Genomic DNA, 18,726 nt, shown 5'->3' on the forward strand with positions numbered 1-18,726 from the left:
TCGATGGTCGATAGCCCCTCTGTTCGGTCGGTGCCCGCCGACGAGGCTGACTGGCGCTCTCCGACGTGGCGGGCAACGGCTTTCGCGTTGTTTAAGGATTAAAAGTTTATGACACTCACGCTCGGCTCTCTCAGGACGGATACCAACTCCGACCATCGTTGATGGGGCGGCCGTGAACCCCGCCGATAGGGTGATTCGCATGTCCGACGCGGATCGGAAGCCACGCCGGCCGCTGTATTTGCTGGCCGACAGCCAGCTGCTGTTCTGGAAGCAGCGGAACCGGCCCTGGCTGGCGGCTGCACTCGACGGGCTGGCGCGCGACGCACGACTGAGCGCGGCCTACATCGGCGCCTCCAACGGGGACCGCCCAGAGTTCTACGAGATCTTCGAAGCGGCGATGGATGCCGTTGGCATCACCCGCCGTCGCATGATCGACTCGTCGTTCGGCCCCGACGAACGCGCGTTCCTGGAAGGCAGCCAGTTGGTCGTCCTCGCCGGCGGCGATGTGCGGCGGGGTTGGACCACGTTCGAGAACACCGGGATGAAGGATGCGATCCTCGGCCGCTACACCGGCGGGGCGATCCTGGTGGGCATTTCGGCCGGCGCGGTCCAGCTCGGGCAATACGGCATCGACGAGACACCGGAATCCTCCTCCGCGACCGGGTTGCTCGATGTGTTCAAGCTCGTCCCCGCGGTCGTCGACACGCACGACGAGCGTGCCAACTGGGCGCGGCTATCGCGCACGATTCGATCGCTGCAAGGAGCGGCCATCGGGCTCGGGATCCCGTCCGGGAGCGGAGTCGTCGTCCACCCGGGCGGCGCCATCGAGGCGCTGCGGCGACCGGCGCACCAATTCCGGTTCGAGGACCGACATGTCACGCACTCCCTGTTGCACGCGAAAAGCTAAGTCCGGCACTGATTTCAGGTGCCGTCACGGCGCAGCTTCGAGAGTCGCAACCTTATCCAGGCCGCTTATTCTGAGAACCCGAATCAGCAAGCGGTGGACGATGATATGAAGCCCGTCGACTTTGTCGGCGTGGTCGAAAAGCGCGTTGATTCCGGCGCTGTCGAGGTACTTGACCGTGCTGAGATCGATGGTGATCGGCCGGCGGGTCCCCGCACTCGCCGCGTTGAGCGCCTTGATGAGCTGGTCGACGTTGCTCAGATCAATCTCCCCCGTCGCGGTCACCCGGGGGTTCCCGTCGGGGCCGTGGTCGGTGTTCAGCGTGAGCGCTGCGGGCATCAGGCGATCCTCGCGTACAAGTGAACTGTGGTGCCGGCTTCCGTGGAGCGAATCGTCATGTCCTCCACCAGACCTCGCATCAGGTTGATGCCGCGGCCCCGGTTGGCTCCGGGGTCGTTGCGGGGTGGTTTCCAGGTGCCGCCGTCGATGACGGTCACATGCAGGGCGTCGACGAGTGCGGTCGCGCGCACCGATACCGCGCCCCCGCGTTGACCACGGTAACCGTGTTCGATTGCGTTGGCGACGGCCTCGCCGACGGCGGTGAGCAGGTAGGCGATTTGATCCGGCTCGACGCCTGCCCGGACCAGCCAGCCACGCAACGCATCACGGCTCGGGGCCAGATGATCGACGTCGGCGGCGAATTTCATCGACAGCGGGGCGGGCTGCCGGTAGAGCAGCATGGCCACGTCATCCAAATAGCCGCCCCCCGGCTCGAGCCGGACCATGAGATGGTCTGCCACCTCGTCGAGCGACTGGGACCTGCCGTCCCGAATCAAATCGGTCGCGGTGGCGATGCCTTCGTCGATCGAGTGCCCGCGGCGTTCGACCAGGCCATCGGTGTACAGCAACAGCGTCGACCGCGGTGGCATCGTGACGCACAGTTCGGGTCGAGTCCAGTCCGGCCGCAGCCCCAGCGGTAGTCCGTGTTCACCGTCCAGCTGTTCCGTATTTCCGTTGGCGTGCACCATGATCGGCGGCGGATGGCCCGCGTTGGAGCACACCAGCTCCCCCGTGTCGAGGGTGAGCACCGCGCAGAACGCGGTGGTACAGCGGGCACCGGGCAGCCGCGCGGCGAAGCGGTCCAGCCCGGCCAGGACGGCAGCGGGACCGAGCTGGTCGAGCAGCAGCGCACGGCACGCGCTGCGGAGTTGACCCATCACCGTCGCGGCGGCCAGGCCGTGGCCGACGCAGTCGCCGACTATCAACGCGACGCGGCCGTCGTCGAGATCGACCACGTCGTACCAGTCGCCGCCAACCTGCAGCGGATGGCTGGCCGGGTGGTACCGGACCGCAAACCCTCCCGGCAGAGTCGCCGGGCCGAGCATCGCGTGCTGCAGCGCCAGAGCGGTTTCGCGTTGCTCGTCCAATTGGTAGACGCGGTGTAGGCCTTGGCTGAGCCGCCCGCCCAGCACCTTCAGCAGATTGTGGTCCTCCGCGGTGAACGGGCGATGCTCCGCCAAGTCGATCCATACGACCAACACTCCGCGGGGATGCTGCAGCGAGATGCCCGCTGTGCCAGCCTCTCCGGCGACCGTGGTGAGTAGGTCGGAGTCGCGTAGCGACTCGATCAGCAGCCGATGACGTTGCGGCACTTCGTCCCAAGCACAGGGCTCGCCGGCACACAACAGTGCCGGTGCGTCGTCCAGCGGAGCGTCGCGGGCGAACGTCGCGGCCAGAACACGACGCGCATTCCACGTCTGCCGTAGTTCTCCGACCGCACCCCGCAGGGTGTCGTCAAGCGTATCTGCTTGTGCCAATTGCTGATTCAGCGCAGACAAGGCAAGCTGGCTCTGCACGATGTAGTGCTCGGTGGTGATGTCGCGCAGGGTGCCAACCATGATTTTACGTCCGGTGTCCGGGTCGTCCACATGGTTGAAGTTGGCCGCGACCCACAGCCGGTGCCCGTCTCGGTGGACCGCCGGAGCGGAAATAGCACCCTGGGTTTCGTTCAGCAGGTGCTCGAAGACACCCTCGACTTGCCGGCGGGCTTCCGGGGCGGTTTCGGCGTCCGGCCACCACGGATGGGGCGGGGCATAGGGCAGCAGTTCGGGGCCGTAGCCAAGGATCTCGGTGAACGCGGCGTTGACCTCGATCACCGCACCGTATTCGTCGCAGACAAAGAACCCTTCCTGCAGCGAATCCACCAGGGCGGTGCGCCACCGGGTGTGGTGGCTGCGCAGCCGCGACAGTTCGACGTTGGTGCGTACCCGGGCCAGCAGCTCGGCGGCGGCGAACGGCTTGACGAGATAGTCGTCCGCGCCGGCCAGCAAGCCTTCGATGGAGGCTTCCTGCCCCGCACGTGCCGACAGCAACAGCACGGGCAACGCCGCGGTGCGGGCATCACCGCGCAGCGCGGCGAGCAGTTGCAGGCCATCCAGGCCGGGCATCATGACGTCGCTGATCACCAGGTCGGGAATCTGCGCGTGGATGGCGTCGAGCGCCTGCTGCCCGTCGGTGACGGCCGTGACCTGGTAGCCGGACGTCTGCAGCAGACTGGTCAGGTATTCACGCATGTCGGCGTTGTCGTCGGCGACCAGCACGCGTGTCCGTTCGCCGTCTTTGCCGGCGGGCGCGGCGGCGGTCATCATCGCCGTGCTGCTGGCGTCGGACGGTGTGACGCTGGGGTCGCCGGGCAGCCAGCGCAAGGCCTCCTGGACGTAGGGTTCGGCGATCACGCCGGTCGTCGCGCGTGCCGCCGGTGGCGCCGAGACTTCGTCGGTCGGCAGGTGGGCCGAGCCGAACGCCAGGCGGATGGTGAAGCAGGTCCCGACACCCTCCTGGCTGTCGACCATGATGGTGCCGCCGTGCAGCCCGACGAGTTCTTTGACCAGAGCCAGCCCGATTCCGCTGCCCTCCGTGGAACGCGCGCGTGCGTTTTCGATGCGGTGAAAACGCTCGAAGAGCCGCGAGATTTCGGCCGCGGGTACGCCGACCCCGGTGTCGGACACCGTGACGATTGCGTCGGTGTCGTCGCGGCTCACCGCGACCCGGATGGTGCCGTCGAAGGTGAACTTCAACGCGTTGGAGAGCAGGTTGAGCATCACCTTCTCCCACATCTCGCGATCCAGATAGACCGGTTCGTCGAGCGGCGGGCAGTCCACCGCGAAGGCCACGCCGGCCCGCTCGATCGCCGAGCGGAACACGCTGGCCAAATCGGCTGTGACGGTGGACAAATCGACCGGCTCGAATCGGGCGCGCATGCGCCCCTCCTCGATACGCGAAAAGTCCAGCAACGTATTGACCAGCTTCGCCAGCCGCAAGCCGTTGCGATGAACGAGTTCCAGTTCTCGGCGCGCCTGCTCGTCCAACCCGGCCCGGCCGCGCAACTCGTCGACGGGTCCGAGGATCAAGGTGAGCGGAGTGCGGAATTCGTGGCTGACATTCGAGAAGAACGCCGTCTTCGTCCGGTCCAGGTCGGCCAGCTCCTCGGCACGCTGCTGCTGAGCTCGATAGCTGCGCGCGCTGCCCACGCCGGCGGCGATGTAGCCCGCGACCAGCTCGACGAAGCCGCGGTAGCCGTCGTCGAGCTGGCGGTACCGGTTCAGCCCGGCCACCAGGAATCCCACCGGTTCCCCGCCCTGCTGCAGCAGCGGCACCACGAGAGCCTGAGTGGGCGGCTCCGGCCAGGCGCCGGTCGGCAGATCGTGTGATTCGCTGTCCAGGTCGATCAGTTGGGTCACGCCCTGCGCCAATATCTCGGTGGGCCAATCGGCACGGCCCCCGGCAGGCAGTATCTGGGGCGCCGCCGGATGCCCGGGCGCGATTCCGCTGACCCCGGCCAGCAGCGCGTCACCGCGCTCGCCGAACAGATAGGTCGTCGTGAAGGGAAGGTCGTACGGATTGTTCCCGAGTTGCCGGGCGGCGTGGTCCAGCATCTGGCGTTCGGTGCGTACGACGCTGGGATCCGAACCCAGGTCGCGCAGCGTTGCCATCCGACGCTGGGCGATCACTCGATCGGTATCTTCCCGGACCACGCAGAGCATCCCGACGATGCTGGCGTCGTCGTCGCGCAGCGCGCTGTAGGAGAAGGTGTGATAGGACTCCTCGGGATATCCCGACCGCTCGATGATCAGCAGCAAGCCCTCGTCCCAGGTAGGCTCCCCGGTCACCAGCACGCTCGCGATCCGCGGACCGATGTCAGCCCAGATCTCGGCCCACACCTCGCTGGCCGGGCGCCCCAGCGCCCAGGGGTACTTGCGGCCCAGGGTGTCGCGGCGATAGGCGGCATTGCAGAAGAACGTCAGCTCAGGACCCCATGCCATCCACATCGAAAACCGCGACGACAGCAGGATGTCGACGGCCGTACGAAGGCTTTGTGGCCAGTCCTCCACGGGCCCGAGCGGGGTGGCCGCCCAGTCGACGGCGGCCAGGTCAAGGGCGATCTCCTGGTCTGCCCGGAAAACCACTGCCCATCCCTTCCGAAATGTGCTCAGACCGTCTGTCGCTGCCCTCGCGGGTCCCTCAAGAGAACCATCACCCCGGTCTCCGTCGCCAGGTTTTCGCTGGATAGCCCACAATTGTGACGTTTGCGCGGGCGGGCGGATTCGATAAATCGACTATCCGGTTTGCACCTTGCTATTGCGCGTGGCCCGCCAGGTAGTCGGCGACGGGGATCGGTGCCGATGCCGCATAGCCGATGGGCAGCAACACGTCGCCGGCGGTCGTCACGTAGTAGACGTCCCAGCGATAGAACGTGGCAAACGCGGCGGGATCGGCCCCGATCAGCCCGGCGTAATCGTCGACCGCCTGGACGTATTGGTGCGCGTGGTTGTAGCTGTAGATGGCCCGGTCGCGGTCGTTGGCAAAGCCGTTGGCGGCGAGCATGCGACCGGCCGCCATGATGCTGTCGTGGGGCGAAGCGATGTCACCGCCTTGGCCGTAGGACGCGAACGTCGACGGCAGGAACTGCATGGGGCCCTGCGCGCCGGCAGTGCTCACCCCGTTGATGCTGCCGAACCGGGTCTCGACCAGGTTGATCGCGGCCAGGTAGTTCCAGCCGACCCCGGACTCGGCCTCCGCCGCGTGGTAGTAGCCGATCAGCTCGTCGGCCGGAGCCGGCGGGTCGATGCGCCAGGCCGGCACCGTGTCCCGCACTTGCGCCATCGCCTGAAGCTGTCGACGGGCGTCGACATTGCGGTCGTAGACATCGATCAGGGACGCCGGGATCACCGGTCGGATGGTCGCATCCCATTCCGGATGCCGGCCGATGGCCCGGTAGGCCGCTTGCTCGCGGTGGGCCGCGACCGCCCGCGCCGCTTCCGGCGTCGACGGGTCGCGCAGCGCGAGTTCGTCGGCGACCAGATCGGCTGCCAGCTGTGCGGGGTCGGACGCCAGCTGAGGTTGCACGCCGCGGGGCACACTGGGCGCCTCGGCGAACGTCGTCGGTCCGGGCGACGCCGTCGACTGGGGGCAGCCGACGACCGTGAGCACGACCATCGCGAGGGCGAGCGGCCCATGTCTACGCTTCATCGCGTCCTTGACTCTTGCGGTTGTTTGGCCCGCACCGAGTCTTTCGCATCGGACGGCTGGACTTCAATGATTGGATTCGGCTGCTACCGGCCGGGCAAGCAGATGGGCGCTCCGTTGCAGGTGTTCGCCGGTGAGGGATCGCCCTCGATGACTCCGGTCCGCACCTGAACGCCGCCCGCGGTTCCCCGCTCACCGACGGTGCCGGCGTCTAACCCGGCCAGCGCCACGGACCCCGACAGCAGTGCCGCGGCCACGATTCGCTTCATGTCTTGTGCTCCCGATCGAGGGGCCGAAGGGTTCGCTACCAGTTGGGGGCAGGCTGCGGCCACCCGTCCGATTTTCCCTGTACAGGGGCCAGAAGGATAGCGCCAAACCTGATGCGGAGGGTCGCGATCGTCGGTTGCTCGTGCCCGAGATGGGTAGTCGTCGGGCGTCTGAACCTCTGCGACCGGCCGCGGTTCGTTTTTCGACTCATGCCCGGCGCGCAATGGCTCGTCCGGCGACCGCTTGCATCCCTAGCCTCGAGGCATGCATGAAGACGGAGTGTTAACCAGCACCGGCTCGACCTTCGATGACGCCGTCGCGATCATGCGGAACTATCGCACCTGTGAGTTCACCACGGTGTTCCGCGATGGTGTACCGCAGACGTGGCCGGTCAGCGCGCTGCTGTTGCGGGACGGACGATTCTTGATCTGCACCAGCATCGGATTTCCGCAGAAGGTCTTCAACATCCGACGCAATCCCAAAGTGAGCCTGCTGTTTTCGGAGCCGACCGGTAGCGGATCCGACCGGACGGGTGCCGTCTTGATCTGCGGCGGCGCGGTGACCGAGGACCGGGTGATCGCCGACATGACATCGTCATCAGACCTGGCGGCCTTGTGCCAAACGGTGATCGAGCGACAACCGGCGAGCAAGTTCATGAGCTCATTCCTCGGGCGCCGCCTGTTTCCCTCTTACTACTGGCGGATCGCGATATATGTAACGCCGATACATGGATTCTATTGGCAGACACGAAATTTCACGAAAGAACCGCAATCGCTCGACCTGAAGGAGCTTCGCCGTGTGGCAGCTGGCAAGTGAGTCGCTGAGCGACTTTCCCGAAATAGTTGTCACGGCGGTCGGTATCGATGGCCACCCGGTCAGCGTGCGACAGCATGCGCCGCGCTACGACGCACACACCGGTGAAATGCCGGTGGTAATACCGGCCTCCCTGGCCCCGGCGGCCGGGCCCGCGAACGTGCTCGCCCACTCCCACGACGAGAACCTCTGGAACCTACGAATCGTCCGGATCAAAGGGCGCCTAGAACGGCGCGACGGAGGCTGGACGTTTGTCAGCACCTCGTTCACGCCGCCCTCGCCGGCCGGGTTCAAATCGAGATGGCAGATGGTCAAGGCCATGCGGCGCAGCTCATCTCGTTACCTCGCCGCGCGGGGACTGAGGCGCCCCAAAGTGAATTGGACGATCATCAAGAGCATGCAACACCAGGCGCAACTGAACCGACTGCGGGGCACGTAGTTTGACGCCGACGGGATCTGCATGAATAGCAAACCGCTGCGCTTTGGCGCGGTCCTATGCACACGGGGTTCGGTCACACACCTGGTCGACCAGGCGCGCCTGGCGGCGGAAAGCGGCTGTGATGTCGTACTTTTGCCCGACCACCTCGGCTACAGCGCGCCCCTTCCGTCCCTGGTGGCCGTCGCCACCGCGGTTCCTTCGGTGCGGGTAGGCACCTGTGTGCTCAATGCCGCCTTCTACCCGGCCGCCCTGTTGGCCCGCGACGTGGCGGCGGTGGACTCGGCAACCGGCGGCCGCCTCGAGATCGGGCTGGGCGCCGGCTACGTTGCCGAGGAATTCGCCATGGCAGGCCTTCGCTTCCCGACGCCGGCACAGCGCTTGCGCATGGTTGCCGAACACCTCACGCGGATCCGGGCGGCCTTCGCCGATCCGGACTACTCCCCTACGCCGGTCCAACCCGCCCCGCCGATCATGATCGGCGGGGCGGGCGACAAAATGCTGGCACTGGCCGCCGCGCATGCCGACATAATCTCGGTGCTGACCTTTGGCCCCGAAAGCGGACTCGTGCAACGCGTTCAGTACGTCAAGGAGCGCGCCGGCGCGCGCTTGGATCAGATCGAACTGTCGTTCCCCTTCGGCCAGTTGGCCATCGACGATCCCACCGACGTGCCCGAGTCGCAACTCCATTCGATGGCGACGGTGTTGGACGGTCCCGTCGAGGCGGCGGCCGAGCGCATCGCGCGCATGCGACACGAACTGGGAATCAGCTACTTCACGTTTTCCATCGGCGAGGGCCGTGGTGTCAAATGGCCCACTCTCGAGAAACTGATCGACCGAGTCAGGGGATAGTCACGCACTGCGCTGGAATGCGCTGCGGCGCAACGTCTCTACGGGAGTCTCGCGGTAACGGGCGGCGTGCGCGGCGGCGAACCGGCCCAGGTGGGTGAAGCCCCAGCGGTGTGCCACCGAGGCGACGGTGGTCATCGATGGATCGGACTCCAGCAGTGTTCGGTGTGCGCGGTGCAGCCGGACCTCGCGCACATACGCCATCGGCGAGACGCCGAGATAGCGCCGGAAACCGAGTTGTAGCGAACGGACACTGACGCAACTGCGGGCGGCGATCAGGGACAACGTCAGCGGCAAATGCGCGTTCTCCTCGATGATTTCGACCGCATTGCGAATGGCGCGGGGTGCGGCCAGCCCTTTGCCTTCGGTGAGTGCATCACGGAGCGAATGGTCGGCGGCCAGTAAAAATCCGCGCACCAGGCTGTCGACGAACGGTAACCCGACGAGAGGCCGATTGAGCAGGCTGTCGGCGCGGAAAAGCTGCTCGTGCAGCAACGCCACCATCTTGAACCAGCTTTGTGTCGCCGCCGCCGTCGTCGCCATCATCGGTGTGAAGTCGACCGGCGACGTCACCTGTCGACCGAGCGCATCGCTGAGCGCATCACTGACGGCCCAGCGATCCATGAGCAAGGTGAGCACTCGGGCGCCGGCTCCCCATCGCGCCTCGGTCATACCGCCCGGGGCGGCCACGACGGCATTGCCCAGAACGGGACGCAGCGACACTCCCGCATGTACGCATTCCATGCGCCCCGACACCAACACCAGCACCCGGAACGCATCGCACAATTCGGCGCGAACCGTCGACACGTCGGAGTCGAAAAAGACTTCGGCCACCGCGATCGGCCCGATCCGGGCTACCCGATGGGTGAGTAGGAATTCCTCGGGATCGGTCAGCAGATCGAGGTGAGGTTTGTGGCAGCAGCACAGGGACCAGTCGTCGAAATTCTCGGGTCGCGTCCAAACGCGCAAATCCGATTTGTCCGTCGATCGGTTCGTCAGTCGGTCGGGCTTCATCACCACCCCGCGCACACCCCCAAGCACTGGATACCGACCACAGTAACTTTTCCCGCTTTGCTCTGGTAGCAGGCTGGTGGCGGTTGTGCGTTGTGCGGACAGGCCGACGCGCATTTCGGCTATGGGCGCCGTACCGGATTCCGGGAGCGTGCGTCGACTCCAAGTAATCTGAGTCGTCAAACGAGACGGCTGCGCTGGGAGGTCGATCTGAGCGTGAAGGGCAGGCCCACCAAGGCCGACGTCGCACGCCTGGCGAACGTCTCGACCGCGACGGTCAGCTACGTGCTGAACAACTCTGTCGGACGCACCATCTCGGCGCAAACACGTGCCGCGGTGCACACTGCCGCCGCCGAATTGGGGTATCGGCCCAACCTTGCCGCGCGCAATCTCGCCCGCGGGAAAAGCGGTGTGATCTTGTACATCGTGCCGCAGCTCGCCGGCGGTGAGATGCCGATGCAGGTGGGCACGCACATGACCACCGAGTTGACCCGCCGCGGCATCATGCAGGTTCAGCTCTTCGAGACCGAGCACGACGACGCCGTCGCCGACGCCATCAACCACCTCCAGCCGATCGCGGTGACGAGCCTGTTTCCCTTGGGCCGCAAGGCTTCTGGTGCCGTCAAGGACGCGGCCATCCCCCACATCTGCGTGCACACCCTGCCGGGGCTCGGGGACCCGCAGTATTCGGTCGGGCAGATGCGCGTCGACCATCTCGTCTCGCGGGGTCATCGCAATCTGGCGTTTGCGTACTCCGGCGATCGTCGGTGGCGGGCACTTGGCGACTACTGGATCGACGGCGTCCGACGCGCCGCCGACCAGCAGGGCCTGCCCGACGTCGTCGTGCGGGCAGTGACGCCGGACGACAGCGCCGCGGTGGTCCGCGAATTGCACGCGGCCGGCGTCACCGCGGTCTGCGCCCAGAGCGACGAGGTGGCCTTCGTGGTGCTCGACGGCATCCGGCGCGCCGGCCTGCGCTGCCCGGACGATCTCGCGGTCATGGGTGTGGATGCCACGGCCCTGTCCCGCTTCAGCGTCCCGGCGCTGACGACGGTGGAGTTCGACCGCACGGCGATCGCCGAGGTGGCACTGTCAGCGGTGTTGGCAGAGCTCGGGGTTGCCGACGACCCCGGTCCGGCTGCCCGCGACATCGCGACGCTGATCACCCGCGAGTCCACTTAAGCCGTACGCCCCACGCACTGGACACTCGCTAGTTACGCGCGTAACCTCTGTCGGGCAACGGCGCCATCTCGCGAGCGGAGCGGCTCTTGAAGGATGAAGGACAAGGATGAAGGACATTGACTGACACGATTGCGGTCTTCAACCCGTCGACCGAGGAGCAGATCGCCGAGGTTCCCGATTCCGACCAGGCGGCCGTCGACGCGGCCGTGGCTCGCGCGCGGGAAACCTTCGAGTCGGGCGTCTGGCGCAAGGCCCCCGCGTCGCACCGCGCGAACGTGCTGTTCCGCGCCGCGCGCATCATCGAGGAACGCACCGAAGAGCTGGCAAAGCTCGAGGGCCAGGACAACGGCATGAACCTGACGGCCGCCAAGCACATCATCCCGGTGTCGGTCGACATGCTGAAGTACTACGCCGGCTGGGTCGGCAAGATCCACGGCGAATCGGCCAACCTGGTGTCCGACGGCCTGCTCGGCACCTGGGAGACCTACCACACGTTCACGCAGCTCGAGCCGGTCGGCGTCGTCGGCCTGATCATCCCGTGGAACGGGCCCTTCTTCGTCGCGATGCTGAAGGTCGCGCCGGCGCTCGCCGCCGGGTGCAGCGCGGTTTTGAAGCCCGCCGAGGAGACGCCGCTGACGGCGCTGAAGCTCGAGGAGATCTTCCGCGAGGCGGGCCTGCCCGACGGCGTGCTGAACGTCATCACCGGCTACGGCGAGACCACGGGCGCGGCCATGACCGCGCATCCGGGCATCGACAAGATCTCGTTCACCGGGTCGACGGAGGTCGGCCGGCTGATCGTGAAGGCGGCCGCGGGCAACCTCAAGCGCCTGACGCTCGAGCTGGGCGGCAAGTCACCGCTGATCATGTTCGACGACGCCAACCTGGACAAGGCGATCATGGGCGCGGGCATGGGCCTGCTCGCCGGCTCGGGGCAGAACTGTTCGTGCACCTCGCGGATGTATGTCCAGCGCGGCATCTACGACCAGGTCGTCGAAGGCCTCGCGGGCTTTGCCCAGATGCTGCCGATGGGCGGCAGCGAGGATCCCGATTCCGTGCTCGGGCCGCTGATCAGCGACAAGCAGCGCAAGCGGGTGGAAGGCATCGTGAACGACGGCGTGGCCGGCGGCGCGCAGGTGATCACCGGCGGCAAGCCGATGGACCGCAAGGGCTATTTCTACGAGGCGACGATCATCACCAACACCACGCCCGACATGCGGCTGATCAAGGAGGAGATCTTCGGGCCGGTCGGCTGTGTGATCCCGTTCGACGACGAGGACGAGGTGATCGCCGCGGCGAACGACACACATTACGGGCTCGCCGGTTCCATCTGGACCGAGAACCTCTCGCGCGCCCACCGCATGGCGAATGAGCTTCGCGCAGGCCAGGTTTGGGTGAACTCCTCGCTCGCGGCAGACCCGTCGATGCCGATCTGCGGCCACAAGCAGTCGGGTTGGGGCGGCGAGCGTGGGCGCAAGGGTATCGAGGCCTACTTCAACACCAAGGCCGTCTACATCGGCCTGTGACTCCCTCGCGAGCGTAACGCCAGGGTGGAATTCGGGCTGATTTTTCCGCGCGGCGTTACGCTCGCGGCAGCTCGACGCCTTAGGCGACGCTCTTGGCGAAGCCGCTGAGATCGCGGATGCTGGCCGCGAAAACCTCGGGCATCGCGCCCGCGAATATCAGATCGCCCCCGTGACAGGTGCCCGCGACCAACCGGCCCGCGGTGGGTACACCCGCGCGCACCAGACGGCGGTAGTAGTCGAGTCCTTCGTCGCGCAACGGGTCGATTTCGTTCACCGAAATCACATGTGGTGGAAGGCCTTTGAGATCCTCGCCGGTCGCGACGCCGGCAAAACAAGTCGGATCGTCCGAGTTCTGCTTGCCGGGGTCGTAGAGCGATCCCAGCAGCTCCAACTGCTGAAGGCTGATGAAGTAGCCGTCGCATTCCCGCAGTGAAGGCAACTCATCGGGCGCATCATGCCACCGGTTGGAGATGTACGGGCACTGCGCATAGCAGCCCGCGATTTCGTCCAGCCACCCTTCGCGTTTGGCCTTGTGCGCCACGGTCAGGGTGAGATTGCCTCCGCCGGACTCTCCCGCGACGACCAGGTGGCTGACGCCGAGTTCCGCGCGATGCGATGCAACCCAACGGACACCGGCCGCGCAGTCGTTCAATCCGGCAGGAAACGGGTGCGGGCCGAGTTTTCCGCCGGAGTTGCGAAACTCGACGCCGACGACGACAAGGCCGGTACCCGCGATGTGCTCGCGCAGCCGCCGGTAGGTTACGTCGGCAGCGCTGGCGATGGCCATGCCGCCACCGTGCAGATGCACCACGGCAGGCAACGGGCCATCCGCATCGGGGCGGCTGACGTACAGCGTCACATCGTTGCCGTCTTCGCCGGTGATCGTCGTCGCCGTAGTGGTCACACCGTTGGCGTCCGGAACACCCGCCGCAAAGATGCCGAGCACGGCGCCCATCCCCTCCTCGGCCATCGCGGCATATGCCAGCCGTTCCTCAAGGGGCGCATCGCTTTGTCAGTGCCACCGTCGGCGCATTGCTGTCGAGACCTAGCGGCGCAAGAGCTTCGACCATGCGCGGGTCGGCCCGAGGGTCGGTTCGCAGACAACGGTCCGGATCGGCAAGACGACCATTGGCCATTTTCGCGACTCTACTCCTCGCCTGCCGCGGCGCCGCCAGACCGAAATGCTCGCGGCGAGCGAAACACTGGGCTGCAGCCGCCCGGGCTGGCATCGTGACGATTCGTGCGGGTGTGGCTGAGCGGCTAGGCAGCGGCCTGCAAAGCCGTACACACGGGTTCGAATCCCGTCACTCGCTCTAGGTGGCGTGCGGGGTCACCAAGAATTTCTCGCCGGTCGCGCGCTTGAGGTATTCGTTGAACGCGTCGGGCTGAAGCATTCCGGCCAGTGACACCTCCCGGGTGTAGTTGCTGGCGAACGTCGTGGTGAGTTCGGCGGCCACCCGAGCGCGCAAGCGTGCCAGGGTCTCGGCGCCGGCGTTCTGAATGAAGTAGGTGAGCAGCCAGCCGCCGATGCCCCAGGCCATGCCGAAGTTCCTGGTGAGCACCGTGGGGCTGGTGTCCAGTCCGCCGTAGAGGTACACCTGCTTATGCGTCGTCGAGCCGTAGCGCGAGTACTCCGCCGCGGTCGCGCTTGCCGCCTTCTCCATGCCGTTGAGGATCTGGCTGGCCAGCGTTCCACCACCCGTGGCGTCGAAGGCAAGCGTCGCGGATGTCTGTTTGAGCGCCTCGACGAGGTCGGCCGGGAACGACGGTGAGGTCGAATTCAGCACATGGGTCGCGCCGAGCGAGCGCAGCAGTTCCTCTTGCTCGGGCTTGCGGACGATGTTGACCAGCGGTATGCCGTCCTTCCGGCAGAGCTTGACCAGCATTTGACCCAGGTTGGATGCCGCGGCGGTATGCACGAGGCCCGAATGCCCTTCGCGGCGCATGGTTTCCGTCATACCCAGTGCCGTCATCGGGTTGACGAACGACGACGCTCCATCGCGCGCCGTGGCTCCGTCCGGCAGGACCAGACATGCCGACGCGTCGACCGCGCGGTATTGCGAATACATCGCGCCGCCCACGATCGCCACGGTCTTGCCGACGAGGGCCTGGGCCGCGTCCGAGGACCCCGCGGCCACCACGATGCCCGCGCCTTCATTGCCCACCGGAAGCGACTTGTCCAGTCGTGCCGACAGCGCCGCGAGGGTGCCCTCCCCGAGGGGGGCGGTGACGACGGGGCGTTCGGCCGTGCCGGCGACCGTCGCCTTGGTCATGTCGGCACCGGGAACGAGCAAACCCAAATCCGACGGGTTGATCGGCGAGGCTTCCACTCGCACCAGCACCTCACCGGGACCGGGAGTCGGAACCGGGACCTCCTGCAGCGAGAGTTCCAGCGTGCCATCGGATGTCGCCAGCGAACGCAGCTCCAGTGCTGCAGCGGGCAAATCTGCGGTCATGGGCGGTGCCTCGTTTCCGTCGTGGGTGGCCTTGGGGTGTCAACGCTTGAGGGGGCTACAGATCTTCCGGGACGGCGTCGAGATAAAACCATCGACCGGCACGCCGCTCGAAGCGGCTGCGCTCATGCAGGCTGTCGGCACGCCCCCCGGACTCGAACAGGGCGTTGAACTCCACCTCACCGCGATCGTCGTCGGGACCACCCGCGACGGTGTCGACCACCTCGAGGCCGGTCCAGGTGATGCCCGGGTCGACGGTCACGTCGGGCGGCCGGGTGCGCGGGTGCCAGGTGCGGAATAGATACTTGGCGTCGCCGTAGGCGAATGCCGAGTACCTCGACCGCATCAATTCCTCGGCCGATCGGGCCTGCGACTCGCCATCGTGCAGGGGCCCGCAACAAGCGCGATAGCTATCGCCGCTGCCGCACGGACACGGCGGCCCGAGGATTTCGCTCACCCCATCAGGATGCGATACGGGGCCGCCATCTGAACCCTACGGTCCGCCGCGCCTCGTGCGGGTCAGAACCGACCTCACTCGGCGCTGGATGTGGTGCCTCGGCGCCGCGGCGTGCGGTGTGCAGCCAGCACGTCGGCATTGGCCAGCGATTGCGCCTGAGCGGCCAGCGTCGACGCCCCGTTGGCATGGGCAAGTGCTTCGGCCTCATTGCCGGCTGCCTTGCCGCGCGCAGCCGCCAAATGGCGTTTCGCCTCTTCGAAGCGCGTGCGGGCCTCGGTGCCGATGCTCTGGCGGTGCTTGGCGACGTAGTCGGAGATTTGGCGCAACCGGGCATCCGCGATGGGCAATGCCTGCCCCAGCGATTCCACGCGCTGCCCGTCGCGATGGTCAACCGGCCGAGTGCCGCGCCGACGCCGGCGGGCTCGGTAAACGAGCAGCACCACCACAACGATGACCACGACGACGATGACGCCGACCGCGATCCACAACCAGGTCCGGTTTGACGAGCCCGGCGATGTATTGGGCGCTTGCACCGGCGCCGATTGGTCCAAACCGGTGGCCGCGGCGACCGCCGCACCGCTCCAGTCTTTGGCGCCCACGGCCGGTTCAATCTTGTTGTTGCGCAGGCTGTTCAAATCGGCAGCGGTGAGGCCCCGCACCTTGCCCGGCACCGAGAACGCGTACGCCTTGGTGTTGGTGGCCACGGCCAGCAGCGCGTCGTGGTCGTCCATCCCGCTGGCCGTGCGGGTTTTGTCGGCCCAATTCTCCGGTTTGTACCTGGAGAAGTTGTCGACGTAGACCACCCACAGTTGGACGTGCTGATCCTGATAGAGCCGGTCGATCGCCGAGCTGATCGCCGCCCGATCGGAATCCGTCAACACCTGCGTGTTGTCGGTGATGTGGTCGGTGAGCTTGGTGGGCGGTTGTGCGCCGGCGGGCGTTGCCAGTACCAGGCCCGCTACCAGGATCGTCAGGAATGCACCGACCGGGCGAACGATTCGCATACGGGTAATCTAGCCCGCCACCGACCGATAGCCGAGATCATGCCTCTCTCTTCACTTCCGACAGCCGACCTTGCCGTTCCACAAGCGGATGAGCGCCCCGCTGCAGGTGTTCACCCGGGCAGGATCTCCCTCCAGAATGTGTGCACCGACTGGAATGCCGCCGTCGGTTCCCGGTTGCCCGAGGCTGCCGCGATAGTAGTGGTGGCACATATTCATGTCCCAAACCACGTCCGGCTGTGGCAGAGGACTGCCCGGGCACCAAACGCGGCTGCACATCGCCAACCGGTTACAGATGTGCGTGGCCGGGTCGGCCTGGGTACTACCGGTGCCAAGCCCCAAACTGGCCAATGCCAAGGCGCCCGCCAGCAGTGCTTCGACAACGATTCGGTGCATGATGTGGTGTCCTAATCCGTATGTCGCCGGTGTTGGCTGTGGCAATATCGGCCGCGAAAGAGATTGCGCTGCAACGGCTTGTTTCCGTCGACAGCCAGCGTGTCGTAACCTGATGCCGGTTGCGGAATTCCGGACCGCCGTACAGGTCAAGACGAGCCAAGTATTGGATTCATTATCGTGATTGGTCACGAGTAGTCGACTACTCGATTCGGCTGATAAGCCACGGTGAGCTTGATGCAAGATGAGCTGATGCAGCACGAGGTTTCCATCAAGAACTCCCGCACCCTTGTCCGGCGCCGGCTCGACTACCTCTTGCTCCCGGCCTTCGTGCTCGGCGTCATCAACGCGCTCGTGTTGAGTCTGCCGGAGGCCCTCGGAGTTCCCGTCGCCACAGACAGCCCGTGGCCACCCTTGCGCGCCTTACACACCTGGGGTGTCGAGCAAGAACCGCAGCACCTCGTCATGCCGCCCGCCTTGCGGGCCTCGCTGTTGTACGACGGTTTCGTCCAACTTCCGCTGCTCGTGGTGCTCACCATCGGCGTCTGGAAGCTCAAATCGTGGCCCTGGCTACCCGCATTGGCCATGGCCTACGCCGTCAGCGCGGTGGTGAACATGTACTTCTACTTCATGCAGACCTTCCTCGGACCTGACAGTCCCCCACACCTGGCGACCTACCTGCCGCTCAACCTCCCCTGGGTGATCGTGCCGACGCTGGTGGCGTACCGATTCTGGCCGCGCACCGCCCGAAGATGAGTCTCGTCAACTCATTTCGAAGACGAACTCGTGGCCGCAGATGCAAATGCGATCGCCGTCGGCCAGCGTCGCGCTGACTCGAATCCTCCGATCCGCGACGTCGACCCCGTTGGCTGACCGCAGATCGGTGATGACAAAGCTGTTCCCGGTGTCGACGACCACCGCGTGGTAGCGACTGACCGTGTCATCGTCGAGGACGATGTCATTGTCGGGGACGCGGCCGATCCTGGTGGCGGCACCGCGCAGCGGATAACGACTTCCGCCGGCGTCGCGCAGGTATGCGACCGCGGACTCCTGGGCAACTTCGGTCCGCCGCCGACGCGTCGCGGCAGCACGTTTCGCGGTTGCGCGCGCCGCCTGTCGAACGTCTAGCGGCTCTTGGCGAAGGATCCGCTGATGAAGACGCTGCAACGCGGGACCGGCGTCGATACCCAAATCGTCGGCGAGCGCGACCTTCAGCCGACCGTAGGCGCCAAGTGCCTCGTATTGCCGCTGCGCCAGATAGTAGGCCGTCATCAACTGCGCCCACAGCGGTTCTCGGTACGGATGCTCGGCCACCAGAGCTTCGAGTTCGCTGATTATTAAATGCGCTCGACCGCAAGCAATTTCGGCTTCTGCCCGCGCCCCTAGTGCCACCAGCCTGTTTTCCATCAGTGCCGAGGCGAAGGGCTGAACGAATTGAAAGTCGCGCAAATCCTCGAGCACCGGCCCGCGCCACTCGGCCAGCGCGGAAGACAAGTGACCGCTGGCCTCTTCGAACCGACCGGCGGCGGCCTCCTCAATTCCCGCTTTCTGTTCGATGGCGAAACGGCCGAAGTCGCAATCCTTTTCGGGCACAGCCAGCCGATACCCCGGCTGCACGCTGGCCAGGATCGCGGCGGGATCCACGGCGGCGCTACCTATCAATCGGCGAATCCTGGAGACGTGTGCATGCAGGCTCGCTCGAGCCTCGGGCGGTGGGTCTTGTTGCCACACGGCGTCAATCAACGAGTCAATCGCAACGGTGCGGTTTCGATTGATCAGCAGCAAGGCCAGCACGGCCCGCTGTTTTGCCGCACCCAACGGCAGGTCGGTTCCGTCGGCACCCATCTGCAACGGTCCTAATAGCCCAAACCGCAACGCGCTGTGGGTCATCGCGACAGCAGTCCCTTCGGC

16 protein-coding genes, 1 tRNA gene and 1 pseudogene are annotated in these 18,726 nt (G+C 66.0%); 8 read left to right on the plus strand and 10 right to left on the minus strand.

Translation table 11 applies throughout. The features are described 5' to 3' along the window. Nucleotides 1–199 precede the first annotated feature (199 nt). Nucleotides 200–907 carry a Type 1 glutamine amidotransferase-like domain-containing protein gene (locus tag BN973_RS19035; protein ID WP_036472709.1) on the plus strand — a complete coding sequence of 236 codons (708 nt, stop codon included), beginning with the start codon at nt 200–202 and terminating at the stop codon, nt 905–907. 24 nt (nt 908–931) lie between these two features. On the opposite strand, the gene BN973_RS19040 is transcribed toward BN973_RS19035, so the two are convergent. The 4 genes from BN973_RS19040 to BN973_RS19055 all read right to left on the minus strand — a co-directional run bounded on the left by BN973_RS19040 (nt 932) and on the right by BN973_RS19055 (nt 6,699). Next, nucleotides 932–1,243: an STAS domain-containing protein gene (locus BN973_RS19040; RefSeq protein WP_036470140.1), complete on the minus strand. Its 312-nt coding sequence runs from the start codon at nt 1,241–1,243 to the stop codon at nt 932–934. Beyond that, the gene (locus BN973_RS19045) at nt 1,243–5,370 is read right to left on the minus strand and encodes a SpoIIE family protein phosphatase (protein WP_232232112.1); all 4,128 of its coding nucleotides are present in this window, start codon (nt 5,368–5,370) and stop codon (nt 1,243–1,245) included. The genes BN973_RS19040 and BN973_RS19045 overlap by 1 nt, the downstream gene beginning before the upstream one ends. Before the next feature lie 169 nt (nt 5,371–5,539). Continuing rightward, a complete protein-coding gene (locus BN973_RS19050) occupies nt 5,540–6,433 on the minus strand; it encodes a lytic transglycosylase domain-containing protein (RefSeq protein ID WP_036470142.1) in 894 nt (297 codons plus the stop codon). An 83-nt stretch (nt 6,434–6,516) separates the two neighbouring features. Beyond that, nucleotides 6,517–6,699, minus strand: a complete 183-nt coding sequence (locus BN973_RS19055) for a hypothetical protein (protein ID WP_036470144.1) — start codon at nt 6,697–6,699, stop codon at nt 6,517–6,519. A 262-nt stretch (nt 6,700–6,961) separates the two neighbouring features. Between BN973_RS19055 and BN973_RS19060 the strand changes: the two genes are divergently transcribed. Genes BN973_RS19060 through BN973_RS19070 form a run of 3 tightly spaced genes read left to right on the plus strand, consistent with a single transcriptional unit; the run spans nt 6,962 to nt 8,798 of the window. After that, on the plus strand, nt 6,962–7,513 hold the full coding sequence (locus BN973_RS19060) for a pyridoxamine 5'-phosphate oxidase family protein (RefSeq protein ID WP_051641350.1): 552 nt from the start codon (nt 6,962–6,964) through the stop codon (nt 7,511–7,513). Next, a complete protein-coding gene (locus BN973_RS19065) occupies nt 7,494–7,949 on the plus strand; it encodes a hypothetical protein (RefSeq protein ID WP_036470146.1) in 456 nt (151 codons plus the stop codon). The genes BN973_RS19060 and BN973_RS19065 overlap by 20 nt, the downstream gene beginning before the upstream one ends. A gap of 21 nt (nt 7,950–7,970) precedes the next feature. Then, on the plus strand, nt 7,971–8,798 hold the full coding sequence (locus BN973_RS19070) for a TIGR03621 family F420-dependent LLM class oxidoreductase (RefSeq protein ID WP_051641351.1): 828 nt from the start codon (nt 7,971–7,973) through the stop codon (nt 8,796–8,798). Here the strand turns inward: BN973_RS19070 and BN973_RS19075 are convergent, their stop codons facing one another. Continuing rightward, nucleotides 8,799–9,809: an AraC family transcriptional regulator gene (locus BN973_RS19075; RefSeq protein WP_169718186.1), complete on the minus strand. Its 1,011-nt coding sequence runs from the start codon at nt 9,807–9,809 to the stop codon at nt 8,799–8,801. A 207-nt stretch (nt 9,810–10,016) separates the two neighbouring features. Here BN973_RS19075 and BN973_RS19080 point away from each other — a divergent pair, with 207 nt between their 5' ends. Both BN973_RS19080 and BN973_RS19085 read left to right on the plus strand, forming a co-directional pair. Then, a complete protein-coding gene (locus BN973_RS19080; protein WP_036472715.1) occupies nt 10,017–10,988 on the plus strand; it encodes a LacI family DNA-binding transcriptional regulator in 972 nt (323 codons plus the stop codon). Between the two features lie 116 nt (nt 10,989–11,104). Next, a complete protein-coding gene (locus tag BN973_RS19085; RefSeq protein ID WP_036470149.1) occupies nt 11,105–12,511 on the plus strand; it encodes an aldehyde dehydrogenase family protein in 1,407 nt (468 codons plus the stop codon). Nucleotides 12,512–12,590: 79 nt separating this feature from the next. On the opposite strand, the pseudogene BN973_RS19090 reads toward BN973_RS19085, so the two are convergent. Then, nucleotides 12,591–13,647, minus strand: a pseudogene (locus BN973_RS19090) (alpha/beta hydrolase fold domain-containing protein). Nucleotides 13,648–13,753: 106 nt separating this feature from the next. Between BN973_RS19090 and BN973_RS19095 the strand changes: the two are divergent. After that, nucleotides 13,754–13,824: transfer RNA gene (locus tag BN973_RS19095), tRNA-Cys, on the plus strand. Here the strand turns inward: BN973_RS19095 and BN973_RS19100 are convergent. From BN973_RS19100 to BN973_RS19110, 3 genes are all read right to left on the minus strand, one after another. Further along, nucleotides 13,825–14,967, minus strand: coding sequence for a zinc-binding dehydrogenase (locus BN973_RS19100; protein ID WP_036470150.1), 1,143 nt, complete (start codon nt 14,965–14,967; stop codon nt 13,825–13,827). A 55-nt stretch (nt 14,968–15,022) separates the two neighbouring features. Beyond that, a complete protein-coding gene (locus BN973_RS19105; protein ID WP_036472717.1) occupies nt 15,023–15,412 on the minus strand; it encodes a YchJ family protein in 390 nt (129 codons plus the stop codon). An 83-nt stretch (nt 15,413–15,495) separates the two neighbouring features. After that, nucleotides 15,496–16,425: a TPM domain-containing protein gene (locus BN973_RS19110; protein WP_036470151.1), complete on the minus strand. Its 930-nt coding sequence runs from the start codon at nt 16,423–16,425 to the stop codon at nt 15,496–15,498. Nucleotides 16,426–17,052: 627 nt separating this feature from the next. Here BN973_RS19110 and BN973_RS19115 point away from each other — a divergent pair. Continuing rightward, nucleotides 17,053–17,571, plus strand: coding sequence for an EXPERA domain-containing protein (locus tag BN973_RS19115; RefSeq protein ID WP_036470152.1), 519 nt, complete (start codon nt 17,053–17,055; stop codon nt 17,569–17,571). Nucleotides 17,572–17,577: 6 nt separating this feature from the next. Here the strand turns inward: BN973_RS19115 and BN973_RS19120 are convergent, their stop codons facing one another. Further along, complete coding sequence (locus BN973_RS19120; protein WP_036470153.1) at nt 17,578–18,705, minus strand: BTAD domain-containing putative transcriptional regulator; 1,128 nt, start codon at nt 18,703–18,705, stop codon at nt 17,578–17,580. Nucleotides 18,706–18,726: the final 21 nt, after the last annotated feature.

It is taken from the genome of Mycobacterium triplex (assembly GCF_000689255.1).
Lineage (GTDB): Bacteria > Actinomycetota > Actinomycetes > Mycobacteriales > Mycobacteriaceae > Mycobacterium > Mycobacterium triplex.

Bases quoted from the DNA above. Each gene is read 5' to 3' on its own strand.
- BN973_RS19060 (WP_051641350.1), top strand. From the start codon at position 6,962: ATGCATGAAGACGGAGTGTTAACCAGCACCGGCTCGACCTTCGATGAC.
- BN973_RS19115 (WP_036470152.1), top strand. From the start codon at position 17,053: ATGCAAGATGAGCTGATGCAGCACGAGGTTTCCATCAAGAACTCCCGC.
- BN973_RS19070 (WP_051641351.1), top strand. From the start codon at position 7,971: ATGAATAGCAAACCGCTGCGCTTTGGCGCGGTCCTATGCACACGGGGT.
- BN973_RS19075 (WP_169718186.1), bottom strand. From the start codon at position 9,809: ATGAAGCCCGACCGACTGACGAACCGATCGACGGACAAATCGGATTTG.
- BN973_RS19120 (WP_036470153.1), bottom strand. From the start codon at position 18,705: ATGACCCACAGCGCGTTGCGGTTTGGGCTATTAGGACCGTTGCAGATG.
- BN973_RS19055 (WP_036470144.1), bottom strand. From the start codon at position 6,699: ATGAAGCGAATCGTGGCCGCGGCACTGCTGTCGGGGTCCGTGGCGCTG.
- BN973_RS19050 (WP_036470142.1), bottom strand. From the start codon at position 6,433: ATGAAGCGTAGACATGGGCCGCTCGCCCTCGCGATGGTCGTGCTCACG.
- BN973_RS19035 (WP_036472709.1), top strand. From the start codon at position 200: ATGTCCGACGCGGATCGGAAGCCACGCCGGCCGCTGTATTTGCTGGCC.
- BN973_RS19110 (WP_036470151.1), bottom strand. From the start codon at position 16,425: ATGCGAATCGTTCGCCCGGTCGGTGCATTCCTGACGATCCTGGTAGCG.
- BN973_RS19040 (WP_036470140.1), bottom strand. From the start codon at position 1,243: ATGCCCGCAGCGCTCACGCTGAACACCGACCACGGCCCCGACGGGAAC.
- BN973_RS19100 (WP_036470150.1), bottom strand. From the start codon at position 14,967: ATGACCGCAGATTTGCCCGCTGCAGCACTGGAGCTGCGTTCGCTGGCG.